This window comes from Anaerocaecibacter muris (assembly GCF_943192945.1).
Classification (GTDB): Bacteria; Bacillota; Clostridia; order Christensenellales; family Pumilibacteraceae; genus Anaerocaecibacter; species Anaerocaecibacter muris.
The window spans coordinates 376,131-400,106 of the sequence record NZ_CALPCE010000001.1; the positions used below are offsets into that span (position 1 = coordinate 376,131).

The window sequence follows — 23,976 nt, forward strand, 5'->3', positions numbered from 1 at the left end:
GAAACTATGGCAATACGCAAAATTTATCAAGTGGGCGACGACACGCTTCGGCAGGTCAGCAAGCCCGTAACGGAGTTCGACGACAAGCTGTCCGCGCTGATGGACGACATGATTGACACGCTCATTTATGCGGACGGCGCAGGGCTTGCCGCACCGCAAGTCGGCGTGTTAAAACGCATATTCGTCGCAACGTTCGACGGAGGCAGTACTATTGTGGAAGCGGTCAACCCCGTAATAGTCAAAGCAAAAGGCAAAAGAGTCGCGGCGGAGGGCTGTTTGTCCGTACCGAATATCCACGACAAGGTGGAACGCCCGCGGCACGTGGTCGTGCATGCTTACGACCGTCACGGCAACCCCATAGAGCTTAAGGGCGACGGGTTCGCCGCGGCGTGTTTCTGTCATGAGATCGACCATTTGGACGGCGTTTTGTTCACGGACAAAACAGTTAAAAAGTAAGGCGGACGCTGTCGGTATGAAAGTATTGTTTCTCGGAACGCCCGAATTTGCTGTCGGCACGCTTAACGCGCTTATGCGATCGGCGCATACCGTGGTCGGGGTTGTAACTCAACCCGACAGAGCGGTCAAGCACGGTAAGACCGAAATGGGTGCAGTAAAGAAAGTTGCGCTCGAAGCGGGTCTGCCCGTATTCCAGCCGCGACGCATACGCGACGAAGTCGAACGTCTTAAAGAGTTCGGCGCGGACATAGCCGTAACCGCGGCTTACGGTCAAATTTTGACAGACGCGGTGCTTAACGCATTTGAGCGCGGCGTTATCAACGTGCACGCGTCACTGTTGCCCAAGTATCGCGGCGCGTCGCCCATACAGGCGGCGATAGCGAACGGCGAAACAAAAACGGGCGTTACAATCATGCGCACGGAATTGGGTATAGACACGGGCGATATTCTCGCCGTTGCCGAAACCGAAATCGGTGCGCGCGAAACGGCGGGCGAACTGACGGCGAGGTTGTCGCAAATCGGAGCAAAACTTTTGGTCGAAACGTTGGACGGGTTCTATAAAATCACGCCCGTTAAGCAAGACGACAGTATCGCCACGCACTGCAAAATGATTTCCAAGTCGGAGCAGTACATAGACTTTACCGCGGACAGCAATTCCGTTGTAAATAAGATACGCGCGCTGTCGCCGTCGCCGTGTGCTAAAACGGTTATAGGCGGCGAAACATACAAGATTTACGAAGCTGTCGAGGTTGACGGTAGCGGCACGGCGGGAACGGTAATATGCTCGGACGGTAAGTTGGTTGTAGCGTGCGGCAAAGGCGCGATACAGGTATTGACGATACAAGCCCCGTCCAAGCGCGCTCTCGGCGCGGCGGAATTTTTACGCGGGAGAAAACTCGAAGTGGGAGTAGTTTGTGCAAAACCGTAATTACAAAAACGACAAAGCGCGTATAGGCGCGGCGCATGCCGCGGAACAGGTGGATTTGGCGTTGTATAACGCGCTTCGCGCCGTGTTTATAGATGGTGCGTTCTGCGCGCAAGCGATAACAAAAGCGCTTAAAGGTCTTAATAATTTGCGACAGCACCCGTTTGTGACGAGCGCGTTTTACGGCGTGCTCGACAACAACGTGCGGCTCGAAAAAACAATAAAAGGTTTGTGCGACAAAGCGCCCGACAAAAATTCGACGGTGGTGCTTAAAATCGGACTGTACTATTGTAAGTACGCCGATATGCCGTCATACGCCGCGGTAAACCGCATTGTGGAGCTTGCGAAGCGCGTCGGCGCGTTCAGCGGCTTTGTAAACGCGGTGCTTAAAAAATCGTTGACATACCAACCGAAATTCGACAGCGAACTCGAACGTTTTTCTTACGAGTACAATACGCCCGAATGGTTGTGCCGCGAAATTATTTCAGATTACGGCGAAACGCGCGCCGCGTCAATACTGGGCGCGGTACTTCCGCAAAAAACGCATATTCGCCCAATGAAACGCCGCATTACAGAGGAGCAGTTTAAATCTGCGGCAAAAGGCGGAACGTTCACCGAATACGGCTGTTACGTCGATCGCGCGACGCTCGATAATTTTGCAGCAGGGACGGTCGCCGTTCAGTCCGTGTCGTCCATACGCGCCGTAAACGCTTACGTAAAGGGTTTGAGCGGCGGGCGCGTTATCGATCTTTGCGCCGCCCCCGGCGGGAAGTCGGTGTATTTGAGCGAAATAGGCGACTATAAAATAACCGCGTGCGATATATATCCGCACAAGCTCGATTTAATGCGCGGCTACGCAAAAAAGCTCGGCGCAAAAATCGACGTTGCGTTTAACGACGCGACTGTTTTCAATGAGCAATACGAAAACGCTTTCGACTTGGTTATTGCGGATTGTCCGTGTAGCGGCACGGGCACGCTTAAAACAAAACCCGATATTATGATTAAACGCAAGCCGAGCGACGTTGCGGAGCTTTGCGAATTGCAAATAAAAATTTTGGACGCGGCGGCAAAATACTGCAAGGTCGGCGGCGTATTGTGCTATTCGACATGTTCCATATTGCGCAGTGAAAACGAAAATACCGTCGAAAAGTTTTTGAAATCGCACCCCGAATATACGGAAATAGACCAAACGAAATTATTGCCCGACAGCGATAATTGCGACGGGTTTTATATTGCGCGGTTTAAGCGAGGCGAACGGTGAAAATTCCGCTGTCCGATTTTACGCTCGACGAACTTACAGAGCTTATCGAAGGTTACGGCGAGCCGAAGTACCGCGCCAAGCAGATTATGCGGCATATAGCGGCGTTCGACAGCTACGCCGAATATACGGACGTGCCCAAGTCGCTCATTAAAAAGGTGGAAGAGAATTATGCGGATCGTGCCGTTGCCGAAAAAACTCGCGTTACGGCAAGCGACGGGGCGATACGGTACTTGTTTGAAACGCTGTGCGGCGATTTGGTGGAAGCCGTGTTCTTGCCGCACGATTACGGCAACAGCGTGTGCGTGTCCTGTCAAGTCGGGTGCGGCATGGGTTGCGTTTTTTGCGCTTCGGGCAAATACGGCATGAAACGCAATCTCTCGGCGGGCGAAATTCTTGCGCAGGCTCTGTATGTCGCGCGCGACAGAAAAGACGTCGGCGGGGTCAATAAACTTGTTATGATGGGTAGCGGCGAACCGCTTGCCAATTACGAAAACACGATTAAATTTATAAGGCTTTTGAACGCGCCTTACGGTTTGAATATCGGCATGCGGTCGATTTCCGTATCGACGTGCGGATTGCCCGACGTTATCGAGCGGCTGGCTGACGACGGTATAAGTTGCACGCTTTCGCTGTCGTTGCACGCCGCTACCGACGAAAAGCGCAAAAAGATAATGCGCGTCGCGGAACGGTATTCGGTCGAGCGTTTGATTTCCGCAATGCGCGGGTACTTTGACAAAACGGGTAGGCGCGTGATTATAGAGTATATTCTTATAGACGGTTTTAACGACACGGACGGCGACGTACTCGCGCTGAAAAATATTTTAAAAGGACTGTGCTGTCACGTCAATCTTATTCCGCTCAATCCGACCGACGGCAATCGAATGCGCCCGCCGTCCAAAAAGAAAGCGTATGCGTTTTGCGAAAAACTTAAATCGGAAGGAATATCTGCGTCAGTGCGGCGGTCAATGGGTTCGGACGTCGCGGGCGCGTGCGGACAGCTTAAAAATCGTACAGCGGAACGCGGCTTAAATAAAACAAATTAGTTTTTATAAAAAAAATACCTTAAAACGGGTTAAAATTACTTGCTTAAATCTTAAAGGTATGTTATAATTTATCAGCAATTATGTGATGTCACTTCGCAGGCGCGGTTATCCGAGTGCGGAGTTTTTTAACGACATAGGAGGTATCATGAGCAACATCATTGCCGAAATCGAAAAAGAATATATGAAAGCGGATGTTCCGCAGTTTAACGTGGGCGACACCGTCAAAGTATCGGTTAAAGTCAAAGAGGGAAACCGCGAGCGTATTCAGGCGTTTGAGGGTATCGTTATCGCCAAAAAGAACGGTTCCGTTCGCGAATCGTTTACCGTTCGCCGCGTTTCGTTCGGCGTAGGTATCGAGCGCACGTTCCCGCTTCACTCGCCGCGTATTACCGCTATAGACGTAATCAAGCACGGCAGAGTACGTCGTGCCAAACTTTACTATTTGCGCAATCTTTCGGGCAAAGCGGCAAAAATCAAAGAGAAGTAATTTTATTACTATCTAATTACTTAAAATTACTATCGACGGTAACCCCGTCGATTTTATTTTGCTTTGTTATGCGCGACATAGTGCGGTGCGGCGCGGTATTTAAAAGCGGGCAAACGTCAACAATTAAAGGCGATGACAGCCTTTTTGATAGTCACCGCAATTTCCGCGGCGGTTGTACTTGTGTTTAAATATGCGGTTCCTCGGCGTAAACCCGATTTTTCGACGGGCGAACGTTTGACGAAGCGCGCGCTATTGCGCGTAATAGTCGAGCTGTCCAAGCGTTGCGCGGTTACGCATAGCGGGTTCGGCATCAGCGGCATGAGCGTAAAACCGCGCCGCATATTTAGCGCGATGGAAAAGGAATTAAAAGCGGGTGCGACGCTCGACGATTGGGCTGCGGAATCGTATTGCGCGCGGGATCTGATATTGCGCGCGCACGTTCGAGCTAAAAACGCAGTGCGAAAAAGCTATTCCGTCGGGCATGTAAACGGCATGCCCCGACTTTTTTTGTTGTGCAACGAATTGGTAAGCGGCACGCAAGCCGATATAACCGCAGAAAAGTTTAACGCCGCTGTTATCGCGTTCGAACAAATCGCGCCGCTTTCGCGCGCGGAACGCGACTTGCTTACGGACATGTTGAGGTTTTGCCTGTGCGGATATTTTTACGCGGTTTCGGTATCGGCTAACAGTCGCGCCGACATTTATACAAAAGGTTTGACCGACGGCGCGACGGGCAAAGTCGATCTCGATCGCATTACGCACGGCGACTATGTTTGCGGGCTGATTTGTTCGACCAAAGTCAAAGACAAAGCGACGGTTGACCGACTGTTGGAAATTAACGGAATAGACGCGGACGGCGCGGCTATGGCGAGGCGAGAACATCTTGCAACGACTTGCGCCGCCGTCGAGAACGTTATTTCGTCGTTAATGATGTTGGACGAAATAGATAAAGGCAGACGCGGTATGTCGGGAGTATTGCCGTTAAAGTTGCCCGATAAAGCGGTCTTGCATACTTACGGCATTGCGCCTGTCGTGCTTATAGCGATAGCGGCGGCTCTTACATGTTTATATGCGCCGAGCGCGTACTGCGCGGTGTTTGTAGTGTCGGCAATCGTCGTATATGTGCGGTTCAGACTGCCGATTATGATTGATTATCCGCAGTATGTAAGCTCGCGACGGTTTTTTCGGTTGCGGCTTTCGTGCTTGTTTAAACGCCGCAAAAAGTCATTGCCTGCGGTTGTACGCAAGCCTGTCGAGGCTGTGCATGTAGGCGACGGCAAGTATTACAATCACACGGTTTCGAGCGAAAAGTACAGGATAGATTTCGATAACTTCGGGAGAATTGCGGTTAGCAAAAGATCGGATTGCGGCAAGCCGTATAAAACGGGGTTTCTCGATTTGCTTTTTAAAACGCCGAGCGGAACGTTATCGCTGTCGGCGTTCGATCTTACCGTAGAGCCGCACAAAAGCGTTTACAGGTATGCCGCGAAAAACGTGGAGATAGCCGCGGAGTTTATTGCGCCCGTTGATTGTGCTTGCTGTTGTTGTAAACTGACAGTAATAAACCGCGCGGACAAAGATATTAAGGTCGATATTTCCGCCGTGTACTCGTCGCGCGACGTTACTGCTTTGGAACCGGGAAACGCCGATAAAGCGGCAGTTGCGAATATAAACGGCGGAGTTTGCGCGCTTACTTTCGACGGCGCGGCGAAGTACGACTATCCGATAAGCGAAATTGCGAACGAACACGACTTACATCTTGCGGCGGACAGCGAACATAGTTTAATAGGCGTTCGATCGCTCTATGCGCGCGGGTTTGAAAAGCGCTGTGCGATTTTGTCCGTTGCAAACGGCTCGAGCGCGCGCGAAGTTGCGCGCATAGCGGCATATGCGAACGACGACGGATATTTCGATTATGAGAGTAAACGCGCCGCAGTGTTTTGCGGTTTGCGACTAAAAACACGCGCTTGCGACTACACTGAAAACTCAAACGAAAAACATAAACATGCGCCGCGCATCGAGTGCGAGCGCAACGGCGCGGCTTTGTCTAACGTCGAATATGTTTGCGACCATGCGTTAGGCGGATATTTAAACGTCGGCGCGTGCGTATACGACATGCGCGATAAAAAATCATGTCGATCGTTTCGTCATGATTTGTACGACGGGTGTATGGGCGCGACGTTTTCGCAAAACGGAATAAACGGGCTGTATACAAAAATCACACCCGACGGAATAACTTACACGGACGAACGGATTGCCGAAAACGTGCCTGTATGCGTTGTTATAAGCGAGGACGGATTGTTGTGGTCGCCGACGGCGTTGCCGCTCGGAAAAGGCGAACTGCGCGCGACGCACGGCTTTTCGCACGTTATGTATGAAAACGCTTATAACGGGTGCGTTAGCGCGTTAAAATGCTATCTTGCGCGAGGAAAGACGGCGATTGTTTTCGATTTGACGGTGGAGAACACGGCGAACGCGGCGCGCAATATCGAGGTCATGTTTGCCGTCCGTCCGTCGCTCGGCGCAAAAGCGACTAATGACGGCAAGACCGTAAAAGTAAACGACGGAGCAAAATCGTTTAATGTGGTATCGTCCGAACACCCGCGCCGTTGCGCTTTGTACTTGGAGCAGTATTGCTCGCACGGCGTTATAAACGGAATAGGCGATGTTACGCGCGCGGGAAGTATAGTTGCACCGGCTGTTACGGTGGGCGTGAGCCTTTGTTCGCGCGGGCGATCGCGCTTGATATTTTGCATAGCCGCGACGGGCGAAAACGGAATATCGCTGACGGAAATGAACGAAGCCGCCGCCGACGGGTATTTGCGAGAACAAGAGCAATGCGTCGGCAAAATGCTTCGCGTCAAATTAAAATCGGATGACGCGCGTTTGAACGTAATGCACGCGCGCGCGCTTTATCAAGCGCATGTCTACGGGTTTCTCAAACGCGACGGGCTTAATCCGTTTGACATTTGCGCGTTGCTGTCCGCTGAAAAATATGTCGATAAACAAGCCGTAAAAAACGCGATTATATCGTTGCTTGCCGAACAGTCCGAGCGCGGGGAGTACAAAAACGACGCACGCGGCGCGCTGTATATCGCGTTTGCCGCGGTGGATTATGCGACCTTTGCGGGCGATTACGGATTTTTCGACGAGTTTGCGGAATATATGCCGCGGCGCGTAGGCGGAAGAAAGATCACTGTCAAGTCCACCGTTGCGGAACACTGTATGCGCGCTTTGGACGCAAACGCCGCTCAACGCGAATTTGTGTACGACAAAAACGTGCGCGGCATTTTCGACTGTAAAGTGTATTCGGAGCTGTTGCGGTTTTTTGCCGATCTTTCAAATGTTTCGCCCGAACGTAAAGATCGTTACGTCGCGTTACTCGGCAAGGTCGCCGCGACGTATGCGGACGAAATCGATAAGTTGAAGCGACGCTCGCTCTACGCGTTGAATTCGTTTCGAGCGACGTTTACTTGCGCGCGGTTGCTGTTTGACGCGGGCGAATACGACAAGGCGTATAATCTGTTGCGGTTTAACAATCCTGTTTGCGATCGCGGCACGGGTAAATATCGGCAATGTTCGTTCTTTGCCGAAAACGGTCAAACAAGCGACGGCGCAGTTGCGGCGGCGTTGTATTATACGACGGTTACGGAGTGTTTGGCGGGGCTTAAACTACGCGACGGCAAGATAGGCTTGAATCCGCGGATCGGGGTAGACGCGCCGCATATTAGGTTGGAATTGAACACGGACGACGGGCGCGCCAATATAGACGTCGACAACACGGAACGGTACGGCGAGTGGCGGATTAGGTTGAACCGCATAAGTTATTCTGCGGCAAACGTCGAGCTGAACGGTCGCGGCGACGCGGATATATTACTGTACAGAACAGGCGGCGACGGCGAGCAATAGATTAAAAGATTATTAAAAATAGGGTGCGCGTCGTTAAAACTATTGTGCATGGTTAAGGAATATGCTATAATACGAATATCGTATGGATTTATTCGACTTAAACGCCAATAGCGCAAGAGCAATGCCGCTTGCCGAACGCATGCGACCGCGTAAACTTTCGGAGTTCATAGGGCAAAAGCACTTGTTGCATAAAGGGTCGTTGCTTATGCGCGCGATACAAGCGGACAAACTGGGCAGTTGCATATTTTTCGGTCCGCCCGGGACGGGAAAAACGACGCTCGCCGGCATTATCGCCAATTCCACAAGCAGTGAATTTGTTAAACTCAACGCCGTGTCGTCGGGCGTGGCGGAAGCTAAAAAGGTTATAGAGGAAGCGACGGAGCGGTTGCGCGTTTTTAACAAGCGTACTTTTTTACTGTTGGACGAGTGTCACCGTTGGAGTAAGGCGCAGTCCGATTGCGTGTTGTCCGCGATAGAAACGGGCAGTATTATTTTTATAGGCTCCACTACCGAAAACCCGTTTGTGTCCATGACGCGCGCCATAGTGTCGCGTTGTAGAGTGTTCGAGCTTAAACCGCTCGAAACGTCGGACATTGTGGACGGATTGAAGCGCGCCGTCGCGAGCGAAAACGGTTTAGCCGAATACAGTTTGCGCGTGGACGACGAGGCGTATACTCATATAGCTTGGTCGGCGAACGGGGATTTGCGCAATGCGTTTAACGCGCTCGAACTCGCAGTGCTCACAACTCCGCCCGACAGAGACGGGGTAATCGTAATAGACAAAGCGGTCGCGCAGGAATCCACACAGCGGCGCGTGCTGTCCATTGACGACAGTATGTATTACGATATGCTGTCGGCGTTTTGCAAGTCGCTTCGCGGTTGCGATCCGGACGCGGCGTTGTATTGGGCGTTTAGAATGATAGAAGCGGGTTGCGATCCGTTGTCGATATTTAGGCGATTGCTCGCGCATGCGAGCGAGGACGTGGGCGTTGCCGATTCTTCCGCACTGTCGGTTGTGGCGTCCGCGCTCACTGCATACGAGCATATAGGTCCGCCGGAGGGGTATTTGTCGCTTGCGCACGCGATTATCAAAGTCGCGACGGCGGCGAAGTCCAATTCCGTGTACTTGGCAATGCACGCCGCGCAAAAGACGGTTAAAGAGCATGCGGACGACAAAGTGCCCGATTATCTGCGCGACAGGACGTACAAAACGCCCAACGACAGCGGCGCGTCGTACATCTATCCGCACGACTCGCAGCAGTATATAACGCAACGGTACTTGCCCGACGGCTTGCGCGACGAAAAGTTTTACTTGCCGCAGGACAACCCCAACGAACAAAAGATTAAGTCGTTTTTAGACGCTATTCGCAGGAATAAACGCAACTAAATATTTAGCATTGTCGGGAGGTAGAAATGCTTGAAATAAGTCATGTGTCTATGGCGTATGCCAACGGCAAAATTAAAGCCGTGGACGATTTGTCGCTTACTTTGAAAGCGGGCGAAATCTTTGGGTTTCTCGGTGCGAACGGCGCGGGAAAAACCACTACGATAAAAATGGTGACGGGTATACTTCCGATAAAATCGGGGTCTATTTCGATTTGCGGTCACGACATAACCAAAGACCCGATAGGCGCAAAACAAAACTTCGGGTTTGTGCCCGATTCGCCGATAATTTTCGATAAGTATACGGGACGCGAATACGTTGATTTTCTCGGCGATATTTACGGCGTTAGCATGGACGACCGCAAGCGCATAAGCGCCGATTTGTTAAAACGGTTTTCGCTCGAAGAAGCGTTTGACAAGCGAATTAGCGGATATTCGCACGGCATGAAACAGAAAATAGCGATAATCGGCGCGCTTATCCACAGCCCGTCGCTGTGGATATTGGACGAACCTATGATGGGGTTGGATCCGCCGTCGGCGTTTGCGCTTAAAGAGTTGATGAAAGAGCACAAGGCGCAGGGCAAAACCGTGTTTTTCTCTACGCACGTTTTGGACGTTGCCGAAAAAATATGCGACCGCGTTGCGATAATCAGCAAGGGAAAACTTGTGCTTTGCGGCGATATGGACGAATTGAAACGCGCGCAGGGCGACGAGAGTTTGGAAGAAATATTCATGTCTGTGGCGGGCGGTAGCGATGAGTAATTATTTGAGTGTTCTCAAAGCAATGTTCAAAAACAAATTGCGCTTTTCCGAGGGTAAATCCAAGCGAAGCGTAATAGGGTTTTTGTGCCTTATAGGCGCGTCATACGCTTTGGTTATGGCGATATTGCTTTCGGTTGTCGTAGAATTCGGGAGAATGTTCAACAATCCCCAAACACAAATAGAAATCCCTACAATGAACGTGTCGTTCTACTTTTTTATTCTGTTGACCGCGGCGGGCATTGTGCTGTTTTTCGGGATAATAAGTCTTATTACGACGCTGTATCTGTCTAAAGATACCGATTTCTATTCGGTTTTACCGATTAAGCAATCGAAGGTGTTCGCGGCTAAACTGTCGTTTGTGTATATTTCGGAAACGGTTATCGTCGCGGCAATCGTTTTACCGATTATGATTGCGTTCGGCGCGGTGATAAAAGCATGGGCATGGTATTACGTTATATCTTTGCTTATGCTTGCGATAATTCCCGCCATGCCGCTCGTTTTGGCGGCGATAGTTGCTATCCCGGTAATGTTTATAGCGTCCAAAGTAAAACATCGCAGTGCGGTTGCGCTCGCGTTCTATACGCTGTTGTTTGGCGGATTTTTCGGCGCGTATTTGTATTTTGTATTTGCTTCCACCGATTCGAGCGTATCGCCGGAGGAAATCGAAAAAGCAATGAGCGGCGCGCTCGGCATAATGTATGCTTTCTATCCGTACACCGCGCTGTCTATGTCTGTGTTTGGCGTGTCGTCTTACGGTTTGGGCGTAGGCGCGTCTACTGCGGTCAATTTGCTCATATTTATCGGAAGTTCCGCGGCGTTACTTGTTATTCTGATGCTTGCCGCGAAGTTTATGTACACGCAATCCGTTAAAGCAAATAATCAGACGAATAACGCCACCGCGAAGAAGGGCGAGTTTAAATCGTCGAGTGCGATAAAAGCGTTGATGAAGCGCGAATATATAAGTTCGTTCCGTACCGTTCAGGTTGCGTATCAATGCTATGCCGTAATGATTTTGCCTATAATAATATCTGTAGCGTTTAGCATCGTGTTCGGTAATATGATAAAAGATATTAACAGCGTCGGAGTCGGGTTTGATACTCGGTTTTTTACGATGTGCATAATGTGCGCGCTTATGGCAATGATAGCCACTACCGGCAATGCGGCTTCAACCACGTTCTCGCGCGAGGGCAAGGCTATATCGTCGCTTAAAATATTGCCTGTAGATATTCGCGGGATATTAAAATCAAAGCTGTTGGCGTGGATGGCGATAGGCGTGCCTGTTTCCGCGATTGCGGTGGTTATAGTTAACGTCATGAACTTCGATTTGCAGTTGACTTTATTGTCGGTGTTTTCTCTTATTCCTCTGTCGGCTGTATTTATAGTGTTCGGCGCGCTTTGGGATTTGTCAGCGCCAAAGCTGAAATGGACGGATCCGTCGCAGGCGATAAAGCACAACGGACATGTGACTATCGGTCAGTTGATTTGTATAGGGAGCGGCATGGCGGTCATGACAGTAATGTTTATTCTTTTCTTTAACGACGTGCCGATGAATATAATTTTGCCCGTATGTTGGACGTTAATTTATGCGATTCTTGTTATTTTCGGCGTTGTTGACATATTATTATATAGGAGAGTTGACGAATACTACAAAAGAATAGAAATTTAACCAGATAGGAGCGACGATTGGAATACTTTAACAAAACGTCCGCCGAGGTTCTTGCGGATCTGTCCGTCACCGAACGCGGTTTGACGGACGGCGATGCGGCAATGCGCCTTATTTCAAGCGGCGAGAACAAGCTCGCGAAAGCTAAAAAGCAAAGCGTTGCGGTTAAATTTTTTAAGCAGTTTACCGACGTAATGGTAATAGTTCTTATAGCGGCGGCCATAGTTTCCGCCGTTATCGGCGTTGTCGAAAGGCAATACGAGGACTTTATCGACGTCGGTATTATATTGTTTATAGTTTTGCTCAACGCCGTTATCGGCACTGTGCAGGAGTGTAAAGCGGAAAAAGCAATGGCGGCGCTCAAAGACATGAGCACGCCGTTTTGCAAAGTCAGGCGCGACGGCGAAATAAAAAGAATAGCAACGTCGTCGCTTGTAAAGGGCGATATTGTTTTGCTCGAAGCGGGCGACGTCGTCCCCGCCGATATGCGGCTTATTAAGTGCATGTCGCTCAAAGCCGAAACTTCGGCATTGACGGGCGAGTCCGTTGCGGAGGAAAAACACGTTCGCCCCATTTCGGACGAGCATGCTCAACTTGCGGACAGGCATAACATGCTGTACGGATCGAGTACTGTAACATACGGCAGGGGCGAGGGCGTTGTGACTGCTACGGGCATGAACGCGGAAATAGGTAAGATAGCGTCCATGCTCGAAAACGGTGAAAAGACAATTACGCCGTTACAAAAAAAGCTGAACGCCGTCGGGCGGTTTATTTCCATTGCGGTGCTTGCTATCGCGGCGGCGGTGTTTGTTATGGGCATATTGAGCGCGGCGGGCACAGGTTCTGTCACTGCGGACAGCGTTATAGATTCGTTTATGACAGCCGTTGCGCTCGCGGTCGCGGCAATTCCCGAAAGTCTTACTGCGGTTATCACGATTATACTTGCGCTCGGCGTTCAACGCTTATCCAAAAAGAATGCCATTATTAAAAAGTTGCCCGCGGTCGAAACTTTGGGCAGTACGGATGTTATTTGCTCTGACAAGACGGGCACGCTCACGTTAAACAAAATGACCGTAACGCAAGCGTATGCGGACGGCGGCTTTTCGCCAAAGCCAGACGGTGCGGCGACGGTTCGCTTGTTAAAGTGCATGTGCCTTTGCAACGACAGCGCGGTGCGGACGGATAACGGGCGCGCCTCTATAATGGGCGACCCGACCGAAACGGCGCTCGTCAGGTATGCGGCGGACTCGGGCGTTAAAAAAACGGAACTCGATCGCGCGTGCCCGCGTATCGACGAGATCCCGTTCGATTCCGATCGCAAGCTGATGACCACCGTGCACCGCGAGCGCGACGGCGACACCGTATATACGAAAGGCGCGGCGGACGAACTTATCAAGCGTTGCTCGTACATTTTGGACGGCGGCGCGCCGCGCCGAATAACCGAGCGCGACAAGGCGAACATCGCCGCGGCTAACAAAAAAATGGCGGACGGGGCGTTGCGCGTTCTTGCTTACGCGTACAAAAAGCGAGATAATACAGATTCGCGCACTTACGAAAGCGAATTGATTTTTATAGGGCTTACGGGCATGATAGACCCGCCGCGCGAGGAAGTAAAAGAATCGGTGCGTCAGTGCGAAAAGGCGGGTATTCGAGTGGTCATGATAACGGGCGACAATCCCGATACGGCGTTTGCAATAGCTTCCGCGCTCGGAATTTGCAATAACAAGCGACAGACGATAACGGGTGCGGAGCTTCAAAAAATGTCGGACGACGAGCTTTTTAAGCGCGTTAAGTCGTTGCGCGTATACGCGCGCGTTTCGCCCGAACACAAGGTGCGCATAGTCAAGGCGTGGAAGTCAAACGGCATGATAGTCGCAATGACGGGCGACGGAGTGAACGACGCGCCGAGTATAAAAGCCGCGGACATAGGCGTCGGCATGGGTATAACGGGCACGGAAGTGACCAAAGGCGCGGCGGATATGGTGCTTGCCGACGATAACTTTGCAACCATCGTTACGGCTGTCAAAGAGGGGCGCACCATATTTTCCAACATGCAAAAGACAATCCAGTATCTTTTGGCGGCGAACCTGTCCGAAGTGCTGTCGCTGTTTTTTGCGACTATTATCTTTGCGTTCACTAAAAACGCTTACGTGTTTTTACTGCCCATACAAATACTATGGGTAAATCTTGTGACGGACAGTTTGCCCGCGCTCGCGCTCGGCGTGGAACCGCCGGAAACGGACGTCATGTCAAGTCCGCCGCGCTCTGCGGGCGACAGCCTGTTTTCGGGTGCAGTCGGCGCGAATATAATTTATCAAGGAATATTCCAAACGATAATAGTTCTCGGCGTGTTTTTGGGCTGCGCGTTCACCGGTTGGGGACACGAGGTCGGCACGACCATGGCGTTTATGACGTTGTGTCTTGTTCAGTTGTTCCACAGCTTTAACGCGCGGAGTATACTCGGCAGTGCGTTCGGCAAAAATTTCTTTAAAAACAAGCTGTTGTTTGTTTCGTTCCTTGTCGGCGGCGCGCTAACCGTCGGGCTTGCGTGCCTGCCCGCAACGCACGACATATTCGCTTTGCAATGGTTAAACGGCATGCAGTGGTTGACCGTGATATTGTGTTCCGCCGCGATTGTTCCCGCCGTGGAAGTCGTAAAACTGTTTATGCGCATGTATTTTCGCAAAAAACAAAGCGTTGTCGTAAATCTGTCCAAAGAAAAATAGCAAAACATATTGCATTAAGTCGAATTATGTGATATAATACTTTCGATATTTTTCGGAAGTGGTGTAAACTTATGAATAAGTGGGATTCAAGATTTATGGGCATTGCGCATACCGTCGCAACGTGGTCGAGTTGTTTTCAGGATAACCGTCAAATCGGCGCGGTTATAGCAAAAAACAAACGCATTATGACGACGGGTTATAACGGCGCGAGCTCGGGCATAAAAAGCTGTAAAGAAAAGGGCGTGTGCTTGCGTAGGGAACTGAATATTCCGTCGGGTACACGGCACGAACTCTGTTACGCGACACACGCGGAGCAAAACGCGATAATTCAAGCGGCGCGCATGGGTATTTGTATCGACGGCGCGACGTTGTATTGCACGCATCAGCCTTGTGCGATTTGCACTAAAATGATTATTAACAGCGGCATTGTGCGCGTTGTGTACGAAAACGGTTATCCCGACGATTTTTCGTTGGAGTTGTTTAAAGAAGCGGGCGTGCAAATAGAAAAGTTTTCACCCGAAATTTAAACAAGTTTAATGCGTTTTTATTCGGTATCGAAAAGGAGTTAACCATGGCATATTGCAAACAGTGCGGGGCGAATATCCCCGAATACGCAAAGTTCTGCCCGAAGTGCGGCATGGCTAATCCCGTCGAGGCGGTACAGTTGGCGAGCGACGAACCGACGGTAAAACCCGTTGTGCCGCAAAGCGAGGCGACACCGCCCGTACAGCAACCCGTGCCCGCGCCGCAGTATAGCGATAACAGCGTGCCGCCGCAACAACAGCCCGTAATTCAACAGCAAGCGCCGCAACAGCCGCCCAAGCCGTTGGATTTTACATGGTTTAACAGTCATTTCATGTTGCTGTTTGTAATCGTAGGCGTGGCGGCGTATGCTCTGTCGCAGCTCGCCGCAGTATATATAAGTATTTCGACGGGCTTTGGCATAGTTCTCGGCGTGTTTGCTATTTTATTCGCCGCGGCGACTCTTTCCGTCGCAATAGTTCGGTATGTAGCGGCAATGCGCGAAACGGCGGAACTTCGCAAAAAGTACGGTATGCGCGACAATATTTGTCTTGCCGTCGGAATTATCGTTTTTGTATTTGTATTACTTACTTCCATAGCTTTGTTCGTCATGGGCGACATGCTTTCGAGTTTTCTTTAAACCTTTCTTTAAACCGATTCGTACTATAGATTTAATCGATTATAAGGACGTTTTTATAACGTCCTTTTGCTTTATGTTAAACGCCGGTGTAGTAGATATTTTTAAAAATTTTTCAAAAATTTAATAAAAAAGACTTGACAAGCCGATAATATAGTTATATACTGCTGTTAAGAAGTTTGACTATCTTTGACCATTGACTTAAAGTCGGACTTCGGAACAAAAGGAGGTTAGGCATGACTGTAAGCGATATTATAGAGCGGTTTTTGCTCGATACGTTAGGCGACGAGTTGTCGGTTAATTTCAACCGCAACGAGCTTGCGGCGTATTTTTCGGTTGCGCCGAGCCAGATAAACTACGTGTTGTCCACTCGGTTCACGCCCGAACGCGGGTATATAACCGAAAGCCGCAGGGGCGGTGGTGGTTCGATTACTTTGATACGCGTTAGCGAGAATGTCGACGACGTGCTTTTGCGGTATATCGACGAAACGCTGTCGGACGGTATAGAATACGGCAAGGCGTGTCAAATATTGGAGCGGTTGACGGTTGACGGGGTTTATACCAAATCGGAAGCGCAGTTGATAAAAGCGGCTATATCGGACAAAGCGTTAATTGCGCCGACGGTTGCTAAAAGCAGGTTGCGCGGGGCGATTTTAAAAAACGTTTTGCTCGAAACTCTTAAAACACATGACGACTGATTAAAGATTTAATTACTTATCGGGAGGCGAATTTATGAAATGTACCAAATGCGGTATACGCGAAGCGAAAATGGAAATTCACGTAAGAAACAACAATCACGTGGAAAAAATGTATTTGTGCGCTGATTGCGCCAAGGATTACAAGCCCGAGGTCAATTTGGAAAGTTTTGACATGCTTAACAAGTTGATTAACGGCTCGCCGATGGGCTTGCTGTCCAATCTTAACAATATGTTTGCCGAGCCTTCGACGCGCGCTTTGATTTGCCCGACGTGCAAAACCACGAGCGAGGAATTTATGAAAACGGGTTTTGTCGGCTGTCCGCGTTGCTATGAAGTGTTTGAGCCGCTTATTGTGCAGACTGTCAAAAAACTTCAACAGTCCGATCGTCACGTCGGCAAAACGCCGTTAGGCGTGCTCGACACCGCGTCGGAAGAAGCGCGGTTAAAATCGGAACTTCAAGCCGCGATTGACAACGGCGATTATTCCAAGATCGGCGAACTCGGCGAGCGACTTAAAAAACTTGTAGGCAACAAACGGGAGGGTAACTGATTATGGACGGCGTAAATTCTACTATAATATCGACAAGACTGCGCCTTGCGCGCAATATCGACGGATTGCCTTTTCCGCACAAACTCGCCGAAATTCCCGCGCGGCAAATAACCGACCAAGTGGAACGCGCGTTATCCCCGGTGGATAAGTTTACGCGTTACGACGTGAGCGATATATCGCGTTTGGACGGAACGATTTTGCAGGAAAAACATCTTATCAGTCCCGATTTGTTACAAGACAGCCCGTTCGGCGCCGCGCTTATTTCCGCAGACGAAAACGTTTCGATCATGGTGAACGAAGAAGATCACATACGCGAGCAGGTTATATTATCGGGCTTGTCTTTGGATCAGGCTTATGACAGAGTAAACCGTATCGACGACGTTTTGAGCAAAAATCTTAATTTCGCTTACGATCGACGGTTCGGTTATCTCACGTCCTGCACAACCAATCTCGGCACCGGCATGCGCGCATCTGTCATGATGTTTTTGCCCGCATTGACCATCGAGAACATGATAGACGCATGTATTACGGACGTAGGGCGGCTTAATATGACCGTGCGCGGCGTGTACGGCGAGGGGAGCAAGGCGGACGGATATTTGTATCAGGTGAGCAATCAACGCACGCTCGGCTTAAAGGAAAGCGACATACTCGATTCGGTCAAGAGCGCGATTAACCATATAGTCGATGCGGAATTGCGCGCAAGACAACTTTTAAAGCGCGACGAGGCGGAGCTCAAAGACAAGATTTACCGCGCTTGGGGCATTGTAACCAACGCCTATAAGCTGTCAACCGGCGAAGCCATGCAATACCTTGCAATGATAAGGTTAGGCGGATACTACGGGTATTTCGATATATCGGATTTGGACAAACTTCAACGGCTTTTATCGGAGTGTCAGCCCGCAAGCATGCAAAAGTTAGGCGGCAACAGTATGAGCGTGGACGAGCGCGACGTGTTGCGCGCAAAGTATGTTGCGGCGACGCTCGGCGCAATCTGCGCAAAAAAGGATAAATAATTTCGCTAATAATTATAATTTCGGAGGAGCACATTATGAAATTTCCTATGGACAGCAACGCACAAAACGCGTTTAATATTGCAAGACAAACAGCTAAATTTTATTCCAACGAGTTTACGGGCACCGAGCATTTGCTGTACGGTATACTCAAAACAGATTGCGCGGCAACCAAGATATTCGCCGCAAACGGGTTTTCTCCCGAAGACCTCGCGCAACTTTTTCGCGACGACGCGGAACGCGCCGCCGTATCCGAGCCTACCGATTCGCCGCGCATACAAGAGGCGATACCGTTTACCGCGTACAACATAGCGACGCAGTTCGGCGCGCCGCTTATTACGCCCGACTTCCTCATGCTCGCTATTTTGGAGGATAGAAACTGCGTTGCGGTTGACGCGCTCTATCATATTTATAACGTAAATACCGCGGCTTACCGTCGGTCGATAATCGCAATGTTGCAGGGCGGCGCGTTCAAAAACAGTCAATACGACACAAGCGGGTACGGCGGCTATCAAAGCGGCAATCGCATGTACGACGGCGCGAGCGTGGGCGACGGCGGCGTAAAAAGCCCCGCGCACCAACTGCCCGCACAGCTTGCCGAGCTGGGCGTGGACGTCACGCAAAAGGCGCGCGCAAACAAACTCGATCCCGTTATAGGCAGGGAACGCGAGGTGGAGCGGCTTATAGAAATTCTTTGCCGTAAGACAAAAAACAACCCCGTACTTATAGGCGAACCGGGGGTGGGCAAAAGCGCGATTATAGACGGGCTTGCGCGTTCCATAGTGGACGGCAAAGTGCCGCGGCAGTTGCAAAACAACATTATATTTTCGCTTAATATAGGCTCTCTCATGGCGGGTACGAAGTATCGCGGTCAGCTCGAGGAAAAACTTAAATCGGCAATCGATTTAATAATTAACAGCGGAAATATTATTGTGTTTATCGACGAGCTGCATACGCTTATGCAGGCGGGATCCAAGGACGGCGAAGTCACGCCCGCGGACATTTTAAAACCCTATCTTGCTCGCGGCGAAATGCAGACCATAGGCGCGACCACGACGGACGAATACCGCAAATATATCGAGGCGGACAAAGCCATGGAGCGGCGTTTTCAGCCGATAACAGTCGAGCCTCCGACCGTCGAGCAGACCGTGGAAATTCTTAAAGGCTTGCGCCAAAATTATGAAAACTATCACAAAGTCAAGCTGTCGGACGAGGCTATTGTCGCCGCGGCAAAACTGTCCGACAAATATATTGCCGACAGGTTTTTGCCAGACAAGGCTATCGACCTTATCGACGAGGCTATGAGTTGCGCCAAAGTGAGCGTGTCGAGCGAACCCGCGGACATTGCGGAATTGACCGAACAGCTTGCGGAGTACACCAAAAAAATGAACGAGTGCGTCGCTCGCACCGAGTACGCGCAAGCGGAAAAATATAAGCAGAAATGTACGGAAACGGAACGCGCCATAAAGTCGCGCACGCTTCAAAACGCCGCGGCGCAGGAAAAAACCACAATGACGATTACGCCCGACAACATTGCCGACGTAGTGTCGCGCTGGACAAAAATCCCCGTAAGCAAACTTACCGAAACCGAAAGCGAGCGGCTTAAAAACATGGAAGAACTGTTGCACAAACGGGTTATCGGACAGCATAAAGCCGTTGAAGCCGTGTCCAAAGCTATCCGCCGCGCGCGTGCCGGGCTAAAAAGCGACAGCCGCCCGATCGGATCGTTTATATTCCTCGGACCTACCGGCGTCGGTAAAACGGAGTTGACCAAGGCTCTTGCCGAGGCTATGTTCGACAACGAAAATTCCATAATACGACTGGACATGAGCGAGTTTATGGAAGCTCATTCCGTGTCCAAACTGATAGGCGCGCCTCCCGGGTATGTCGGGTTTGACGACGGCGGGCAACTGACCGAAAAAGTGCGCCGTCACCCGTATTCGGTCGTACTGTTCGACGAAATAGAAAAAGCGCACCCCGACGTGTTTAATACGCTGTTGCAAATGCTCGACGACGGGCGGCTGACCGATTCGCAAGGTCGAACGGTGTCGTTTAAAAACACTATTATAATTATGACGAGCAACGTCGGCGCGACCGCTGCGGCGGCAAAACGCGAAATAGGTTTTAACGCGACGGGCAAAAAGGAGTCCGAAGCGCGTGACGAAGCGTATATGAACGCATTGCGATCGACGTTTAAGCCCGAGTTTTTGAACCGTATCGACGTGATTTGCGTGTTTGATAAACTTACTAAAGACGACGTTGCAAAGATTGCGGAAATAATGTTACAGCGCGTCGAAAACTCGCTTAAAGACAAAAATATCACGTTGACCGTTACGAAATCCGCGCTCGACTGGCTTATCGACAAGGGTTACGATGCGGAGTACGGCGCGCGTCCGTTGCGCAGAGTTATCGAGCAAAACGTCGAGGATGAAATTGCCGAAGCTATTATCGACGGCAAAATCAAGGACAACGACAACGTAAGAGTGGATTGCGCCGACGGCAAAATAATCGTCGGAAAATAGTAAGATAATTTTTAAAAACCCATTTACAAAGCCTTATAATTTTGATATAATATAAGCGAAAATAAAACCCACAGGGAGGCTATTATGACAATCGAATATCTTTGCAAAAACTATGACGCGAGTGAAAAGCTCAAAACCGTTATCGACAAAAAGGTTCAAAAACTCGATAAGTTTTTCGACGACGATACGCGCATAAAAATAGGACTTAAAAAGGGCAACACTCGCAGCGCAAAAGATCAATTCGTTTTGGAGTTGACGGTACTTCTCGACAACACCGTTTTGCGCGCGGAAGTTACGAGCGAAAACATGTACAGCAATATCGACCTTGCTATACCCAAGCTCGAAAAACAGATAATCCGTCACCATAAAAAGATAGAGTCCAAGTCCAAGAAGTTCCGCGCCAAGGGTTTGACTGTCGAGGACGAAATCGTAGAGGAAGCCGAGCAGGAGAAATCGGTCGTTCGTTCCAAGTGCTACACTCTTGTGCCCATGTCCATAGACGACGCAATAGCGGAGTTGGAACTCGTCGGGCACAACTTCTATGTATTTCTCAATAAGTCTACAAATTCGATCAACGTTTTGTACGTTCGTAACGACGGAAATTACGGACTTATCGAAACTGTCGTTTAATAACGGGAACAAACGTCCGACTGAAATATGTCGGCGTTTTTCTGTGTAAAAAAATGCTTTTCAACGCTTGCTTTTGCGGCGCGATAGCGTTATAATGTATGCGTAAATATTTTAAGGAGATTTGAAAAATGAAACTCAAATTCGACTACAACAATATGATGGAATCGTCCATCGGCTCGCACGGCGTTAAGCAGTCCGAAATAGATAAGGCAAACAAAGCGCACGATGCGGCATATAAGGAAGTTATCGAAAACAGCGGAAAGGGTTGGCAGGAGTGGACAGATACGCCGCTTATCGGCAAATCCGAAATCGACGAGCTCAACGCGTTCGGTAAGTCTATACGCGACAAGGCGTCGAGTTTTGTTGTGCTCGGCATAGGCGGTTCTGCGCTCGGACCTATTTGCGTGTTTAACGCGTTGTTGCATTTGCATCACAACGAGTTGCCCAAAGAAATGCGCAAAGCCCCCAAACTTTACGTCGAGGACAATATCGACCCCGAACGCATGGCGGCGCTTCTCGACGTTATAGACGTCAAAACGACGTATTTCAACGTCATAACAAAATCGGGCGAAACGAGCGAAACTCTTTCGCAGTTCATAATACTTTACAATATACTTAAAAAAGCAATCGGCGAAAAAGCGGCAAAAGAGCATATTTTCGTCACCACCACGGTGGGCAAAGGCGCGCTGTATGCAGTTGCGCAAAAAGAAGGATTTAAAGTGTTCGGCATACCTGCGGGCGTGGGCGGCAGATTTTCCGTTCTGTCCAACGTCGGACTTGTTCCGTTCGCAGTTATGGGCGTCGATATAGAAAGCATGCTTTACGGCGCGCGCGCTATGCGCACGGCTTGCGAGCGTCCCGACATCAAATCCAACCCCGCGCTTATGACAGCATTCTTGCAGGTTAAATCCATGCAGGCGGGCAAAAACATTTCCGTTATGATGCCTTATGCCGACGGACTCAAAACTATGGCGGACTTCTATTGCCAAATCTGGGCGGAATCGCTGGGCAAAGCGGTAAACAAGGCGGGCAAAACCGTCAACTGCGGTCAAACCCCCGCAAAGTCCTTGGGCGTTACAGATCAGCACAGCCAAGTGCAGTTGTACACGGAAGGACCTTACGACAAAGTCGTCACGTTTATCGGAGTTGAGAGTTTTGGCGACAGCGTCGATATTCCCGCGGACGAAACGGCGGACATAGGCGATTTCCTTAAAGGTCATACGCTCAACGAACTTATCACGGCGGAACGCAAGTCTACCGAGTTTGCGCTCACCAAGGCGGAACGTTCCAACTTCACCATACTCATGCCGGAAGTAAACGCCGAAACGATAGGCGAATTGCTTATGTACTTTATGTACGAAACCGCTTTTGCGGGCGCATACCTCGACATCGATACGTTCAACCAACCCGGAGTGGAAGAGGGCAAAAAAGCTACGTTCGCAATGATAGGTCGCGCGGGTTACGAACAGAAATTGCAAGAACTCGAATCCGTCAAGAAGAACGATGCGTATATAATTAAATAATTTACCGTTCAAATTGCGGTTTTTGCTAATTTGCCGCGAAATTTATAAAAACTATTGCAAAATTTATATTTATATGTTAAAGTATAAACAACGATAAACCACATGGAGGTTACTATGAAATCCGTTAAAGTTTTTTTCCCGTCTACCGAATGCGTTAAAGATTTTGTGAACGCCGTTTCCGCATATCCTTACGAAGTGGATTTGCACAGCGGCAGATACGTTGTCGACGCAAAGTCCTTGCTTGGGATTTTTTCGCTCGACCTTGCAAAACCCATTGTTTGCGAAATCTACAACGATAACTGCGACGATCTTCTTAAAGATATCGGCAAATATATTGCAAAATAATTTCGATACGACAGCGGCGGGCTTACGGCTTGCCGCTTAAATCGTGCCGAATACGGAGTTATAAATGCGCCGCGATTATATCGATACAATGAAAGCCGACGGGTTCGGTGAGTTTTTGACTGCTTGCGAAGCTATCAGGAATTGCAAGTTTGTTATTGCCGAGCACAAAATTTCGGGTTTGCTTAAAGCCATTGCCGACAACAAGCGGTTATATTCCATGTTCGGCGTGGCGTTGTACGGGTTCGATTATAAGCTCGCGTTTACAGAAGCGATAGGCAACGGCGTGTTCCTGTTGCCGTCCGAGCCGAAAAAGGCGATTGCGCTTGTTTTTCGAATTTTGCTCGACATCGACGAAGGAAAAATGTCGTTGCAAAACTTTTTGGAAGCGTATTTTTACAGCGTGTCAGTCAACGAATCGTATGCTCGGTTTTGTTTGGAAGTAATCGCGCCGTTTGAAACATATTGCAGAACTATGTTTTCGCAGTCGGACGGCATGCCTGAACTTGCTGAAATCGTCGCGGATTCGGCAAAGGCGTATGATAATGTCAACGGCAAGTTTCGCGCCAATCTAAAATCCGACGCGCTTAATTGCGTTGCGACGCTTGTGGAAATAGCCGATTCGGTTATAACGGGCGCAATAGATCGTGCGGAGTTTAAAGCGTGCCTTAACGGACTGACCCGCGCCATAGGCTCGGACGATTACGACGGTATAATATCCGCGTTTCTCGGCGTTAAATATGCCGTAGCGTATTTTTTCAGGTCGTCGCGGTCGGTATTGGAAATTTACAAAAAACTCGAATACGATATAAAACATTTAGCCGATTGACGGCATAAAAATCAAACATACAATGAAACTCCCCCGGCGAAGCCGGGGGTTTCTCATATGCGGGCAAAAGCCCTAAATTGTTACTAGCCGCGCCTAAA

Annotated in this window: 20 protein-coding genes; all 20 read left to right on the forward strand. The window is 49.8% G+C overall.

What is annotated here, in order from left to right; genetic code table 11:
- Positions 1-6 precede the first annotated feature (6 nt).
- Complete coding sequence (def, locus tag NFR57_RS01465; RefSeq protein ID WP_251182053.1) at positions 7-456, forward strand: peptide deformylase; 450 nt, start codon at positions 7-9, stop codon at positions 454-456.
- 16 nt (positions 457-472) lie between these two features.
- On the forward strand, positions 473-1,384 hold the full coding sequence (fmt, locus tag NFR57_RS01470; RefSeq protein WP_251182054.1) for a methionyl-tRNA formyltransferase: 912 nt from the start codon (positions 473-475) through the stop codon (positions 1,382-1,384).
- The gene (locus NFR57_RS01475) at positions 1,371-2,642 is read left to right on the forward strand and encodes a transcription antitermination factor NusB (RefSeq protein WP_251182055.1); all 1,272 of its coding nucleotides are present in this window, start codon (positions 1,371-1,373) and stop codon (positions 2,640-2,642) included. The genes fmt and NFR57_RS01475 overlap by 14 nt, the downstream gene beginning before the upstream one ends.
- Positions 2,639-3,685 carry a dual-specificity RNA methyltransferase RlmN gene (gene rlmN / locus NFR57_RS01480; RefSeq protein WP_251182056.1) on the forward strand — a complete coding sequence of 349 codons (1,047 nt, stop codon included), beginning with the start codon at positions 2,639-2,641 and terminating at the stop codon, positions 3,683-3,685. Before NFR57_RS01475 ends, rlmN begins: the two co-directional genes overlap by 4 nt.
- Before the next feature lie 145 nt (positions 3,686-3,830).
- Positions 3,831-4,172 carry a 50S ribosomal protein L19 gene (gene rplS, locus NFR57_RS01485; RefSeq protein WP_251182057.1) on the forward strand — a complete coding sequence of 114 codons (342 nt, stop codon included), beginning with the start codon at positions 3,831-3,833 and terminating at the stop codon, positions 4,170-4,172.
- A gap of 132 nt (positions 4,173-4,304) precedes the next feature.
- Entirely contained in the window at positions 4,305-8,081 is a 3,777-nt protein-coding gene (locus tag NFR57_RS01490) for a hypothetical protein (RefSeq protein WP_251182058.1), read from the forward strand.
- 82 nt (positions 8,082-8,163) lie between these two features.
- Entirely contained in the window at positions 8,164-9,468 is a 1,305-nt protein-coding gene (locus NFR57_RS01495; RefSeq protein WP_251182059.1) for a replication-associated recombination protein A, read from the forward strand.
- A 26-nt stretch (positions 9,469-9,494) separates the two neighbouring features.
- Positions 9,495-10,226, forward strand: a complete 732-nt coding sequence (locus NFR57_RS01500; RefSeq protein ID WP_251182060.1) for an ABC transporter ATP-binding protein — start codon at positions 9,495-9,497, stop codon at positions 10,224-10,226.
- Positions 10,219-11,892, forward strand: a complete 1,674-nt coding sequence (locus tag NFR57_RS01505) for a putative ABC transporter permease subunit (RefSeq protein WP_251182061.1) — start codon at positions 10,219-10,221, stop codon at positions 11,890-11,892. The genes NFR57_RS01500 and NFR57_RS01505 overlap by 8 nt, the downstream gene beginning before the upstream one ends.
- A 17-nt stretch (positions 11,893-11,909) precedes the next feature.
- Complete coding sequence (locus NFR57_RS01510; protein WP_251182062.1) at positions 11,910-14,615, forward strand: calcium-translocating P-type ATPase, PMCA-type; 2,706 nt, start codon at positions 11,910-11,912, stop codon at positions 14,613-14,615.
- Positions 14,616-14,686: 71 nt separating this feature from the next.
- Entirely contained in the window at positions 14,687-15,142 is a 456-nt protein-coding gene (locus NFR57_RS01515) for a deoxycytidylate deaminase (protein ID WP_251182063.1), read from the forward strand.
- Between the two features lie 44 nt (positions 15,143-15,186).
- Positions 15,187-15,777 carry a zinc ribbon domain-containing protein gene (locus NFR57_RS01520; RefSeq protein WP_251182064.1) on the forward strand — a complete coding sequence of 197 codons (591 nt, stop codon included), beginning with the start codon at positions 15,187-15,189 and terminating at the stop codon, positions 15,775-15,777.
- A gap of 233 nt (positions 15,778-16,010) precedes the next feature.
- Positions 16,011-16,472: a CtsR family transcriptional regulator gene (locus NFR57_RS01525; protein WP_251182065.1), complete on the forward strand. Its 462-nt coding sequence runs from the start codon at positions 16,011-16,013 to the stop codon at positions 16,470-16,472.
- 34 nt (positions 16,473-16,506) lie between these two features.
- Complete coding sequence (locus NFR57_RS01530) at positions 16,507-17,022, forward strand: hypothetical protein (protein ID WP_251182066.1); 516 nt, start codon at positions 16,507-16,509, stop codon at positions 17,020-17,022.
- 2 nt (positions 17,023-17,024) lie between these two features.
- The gene (locus NFR57_RS01535; protein WP_251182067.1) at positions 17,025-18,035 is read left to right on the forward strand and encodes a protein arginine kinase; all 1,011 of its coding nucleotides are present in this window, start codon (positions 17,025-17,027) and stop codon (positions 18,033-18,035) included.
- A 35-nt stretch (positions 18,036-18,070) separates the two neighbouring features.
- Positions 18,071-20,554: an ATP-dependent Clp protease ATP-binding subunit gene (locus NFR57_RS01540; protein WP_251182068.1), complete on the forward strand. Its 2,484-nt coding sequence runs from the start codon at positions 18,071-18,073 to the stop codon at positions 20,552-20,554.
- A gap of 84 nt (positions 20,555-20,638) precedes the next feature.
- The gene (gene hpf, locus NFR57_RS01545) at positions 20,639-21,184 is read left to right on the forward strand and encodes a ribosome hibernation-promoting factor, HPF/YfiA family (protein ID WP_251182069.1); all 546 of its coding nucleotides are present in this window, start codon (positions 20,639-20,641) and stop codon (positions 21,182-21,184) included.
- 128 nt (positions 21,185-21,312) lie between these two features.
- The gene (locus NFR57_RS01550; protein WP_251182070.1) at positions 21,313-22,707 is read left to right on the forward strand and encodes a glucose-6-phosphate isomerase; all 1,395 of its coding nucleotides are present in this window, start codon (positions 21,313-21,315) and stop codon (positions 22,705-22,707) included.
- A 114-nt stretch (positions 22,708-22,821) separates the two neighbouring features.
- On the forward strand, positions 22,822-23,052 hold the full coding sequence (locus NFR57_RS01555) for an HPr family phosphocarrier protein (protein ID WP_251182071.1): 231 nt from the start codon (positions 22,822-22,824) through the stop codon (positions 23,050-23,052).
- A 64-nt stretch (positions 23,053-23,116) separates the two neighbouring features.
- Entirely contained in the window at positions 23,117-23,878 is a 762-nt protein-coding gene (locus tag NFR57_RS01560; RefSeq protein ID WP_251182072.1) for a hypothetical protein, read from the forward strand.
- Positions 23,879-23,976: the final 98 nt, after the last annotated feature.

Excerpts from the sequence above, each read along its gene's own strand:
- NFR57_RS01535 (WP_251182067.1), top strand. The coding sequence starts at position 17,025 with ATGGACGGCGTAAATTCTACTATAATATCGACAAGACTGCGCCTTGCG.
- NFR57_RS01500 (WP_251182060.1), top strand. The coding sequence starts at position 9,495 with ATGCTTGAAATAAGTCATGTGTCTATGGCGTATGCCAACGGCAAAATT.
- def (WP_251182053.1), top strand. The coding sequence starts at position 7 with ATGGCAATACGCAAAATTTATCAAGTGGGCGACGACACGCTTCGGCAG.
- NFR57_RS01525 (WP_251182065.1), top strand. The coding sequence starts at position 16,011 with ATGACTGTAAGCGATATTATAGAGCGGTTTTTGCTCGATACGTTAGGC.
- NFR57_RS01515 (WP_251182063.1), top strand. The coding sequence starts at position 14,687 with ATGAATAAGTGGGATTCAAGATTTATGGGCATTGCGCATACCGTCGCA.
- NFR57_RS01495 (WP_251182059.1), top strand. The coding sequence starts at position 8,164 with ATGGATTTATTCGACTTAAACGCCAATAGCGCAAGAGCAATGCCGCTT.
- rplS (WP_251182057.1), top strand. The coding sequence starts at position 3,831 with ATGAGCAACATCATTGCCGAAATCGAAAAAGAATATATGAAAGCGGAT.
- NFR57_RS01530 (WP_251182066.1), top strand. The coding sequence starts at position 16,507 with ATGAAATGTACCAAATGCGGTATACGCGAAGCGAAAATGGAAATTCAC.
- NFR57_RS01555 (WP_251182071.1), top strand. The coding sequence starts at position 22,822 with ATGAAATCCGTTAAAGTTTTTTTCCCGTCTACCGAATGCGTTAAAGAT.
- fmt (WP_251182054.1), top strand. The coding sequence starts at position 473 with ATGAAAGTATTGTTTCTCGGAACGCCCGAATTTGCTGTCGGCACGCTT.
- NFR57_RS01490 (WP_251182058.1), top strand. The coding sequence starts at position 4,305 with ATGACAGCCTTTTTGATAGTCACCGCAATTTCCGCGGCGGTTGTACTT.
- NFR57_RS01505 (WP_251182061.1), top strand. The coding sequence starts at position 10,219 with ATGAGTAATTATTTGAGTGTTCTCAAAGCAATGTTCAAAAACAAATTG.
- NFR57_RS01520 (WP_251182064.1), top strand. The coding sequence starts at position 15,187 with ATGGCATATTGCAAACAGTGCGGGGCGAATATCCCCGAATACGCAAAG.
- NFR57_RS01550 (WP_251182070.1), top strand. The coding sequence starts at position 21,313 with ATGAAACTCAAATTCGACTACAACAATATGATGGAATCGTCCATCGGC.
- hpf (WP_251182069.1), top strand. The coding sequence starts at position 20,639 with ATGACAATCGAATATCTTTGCAAAAACTATGACGCGAGTGAAAAGCTC.
- NFR57_RS01560 (WP_251182072.1), top strand. The coding sequence starts at position 23,117 with ATGCGCCGCGATTATATCGATACAATGAAAGCCGACGGGTTCGGTGAG.
- NFR57_RS01540 (WP_251182068.1), top strand. The coding sequence starts at position 18,071 with ATGAAATTTCCTATGGACAGCAACGCACAAAACGCGTTTAATATTGCA.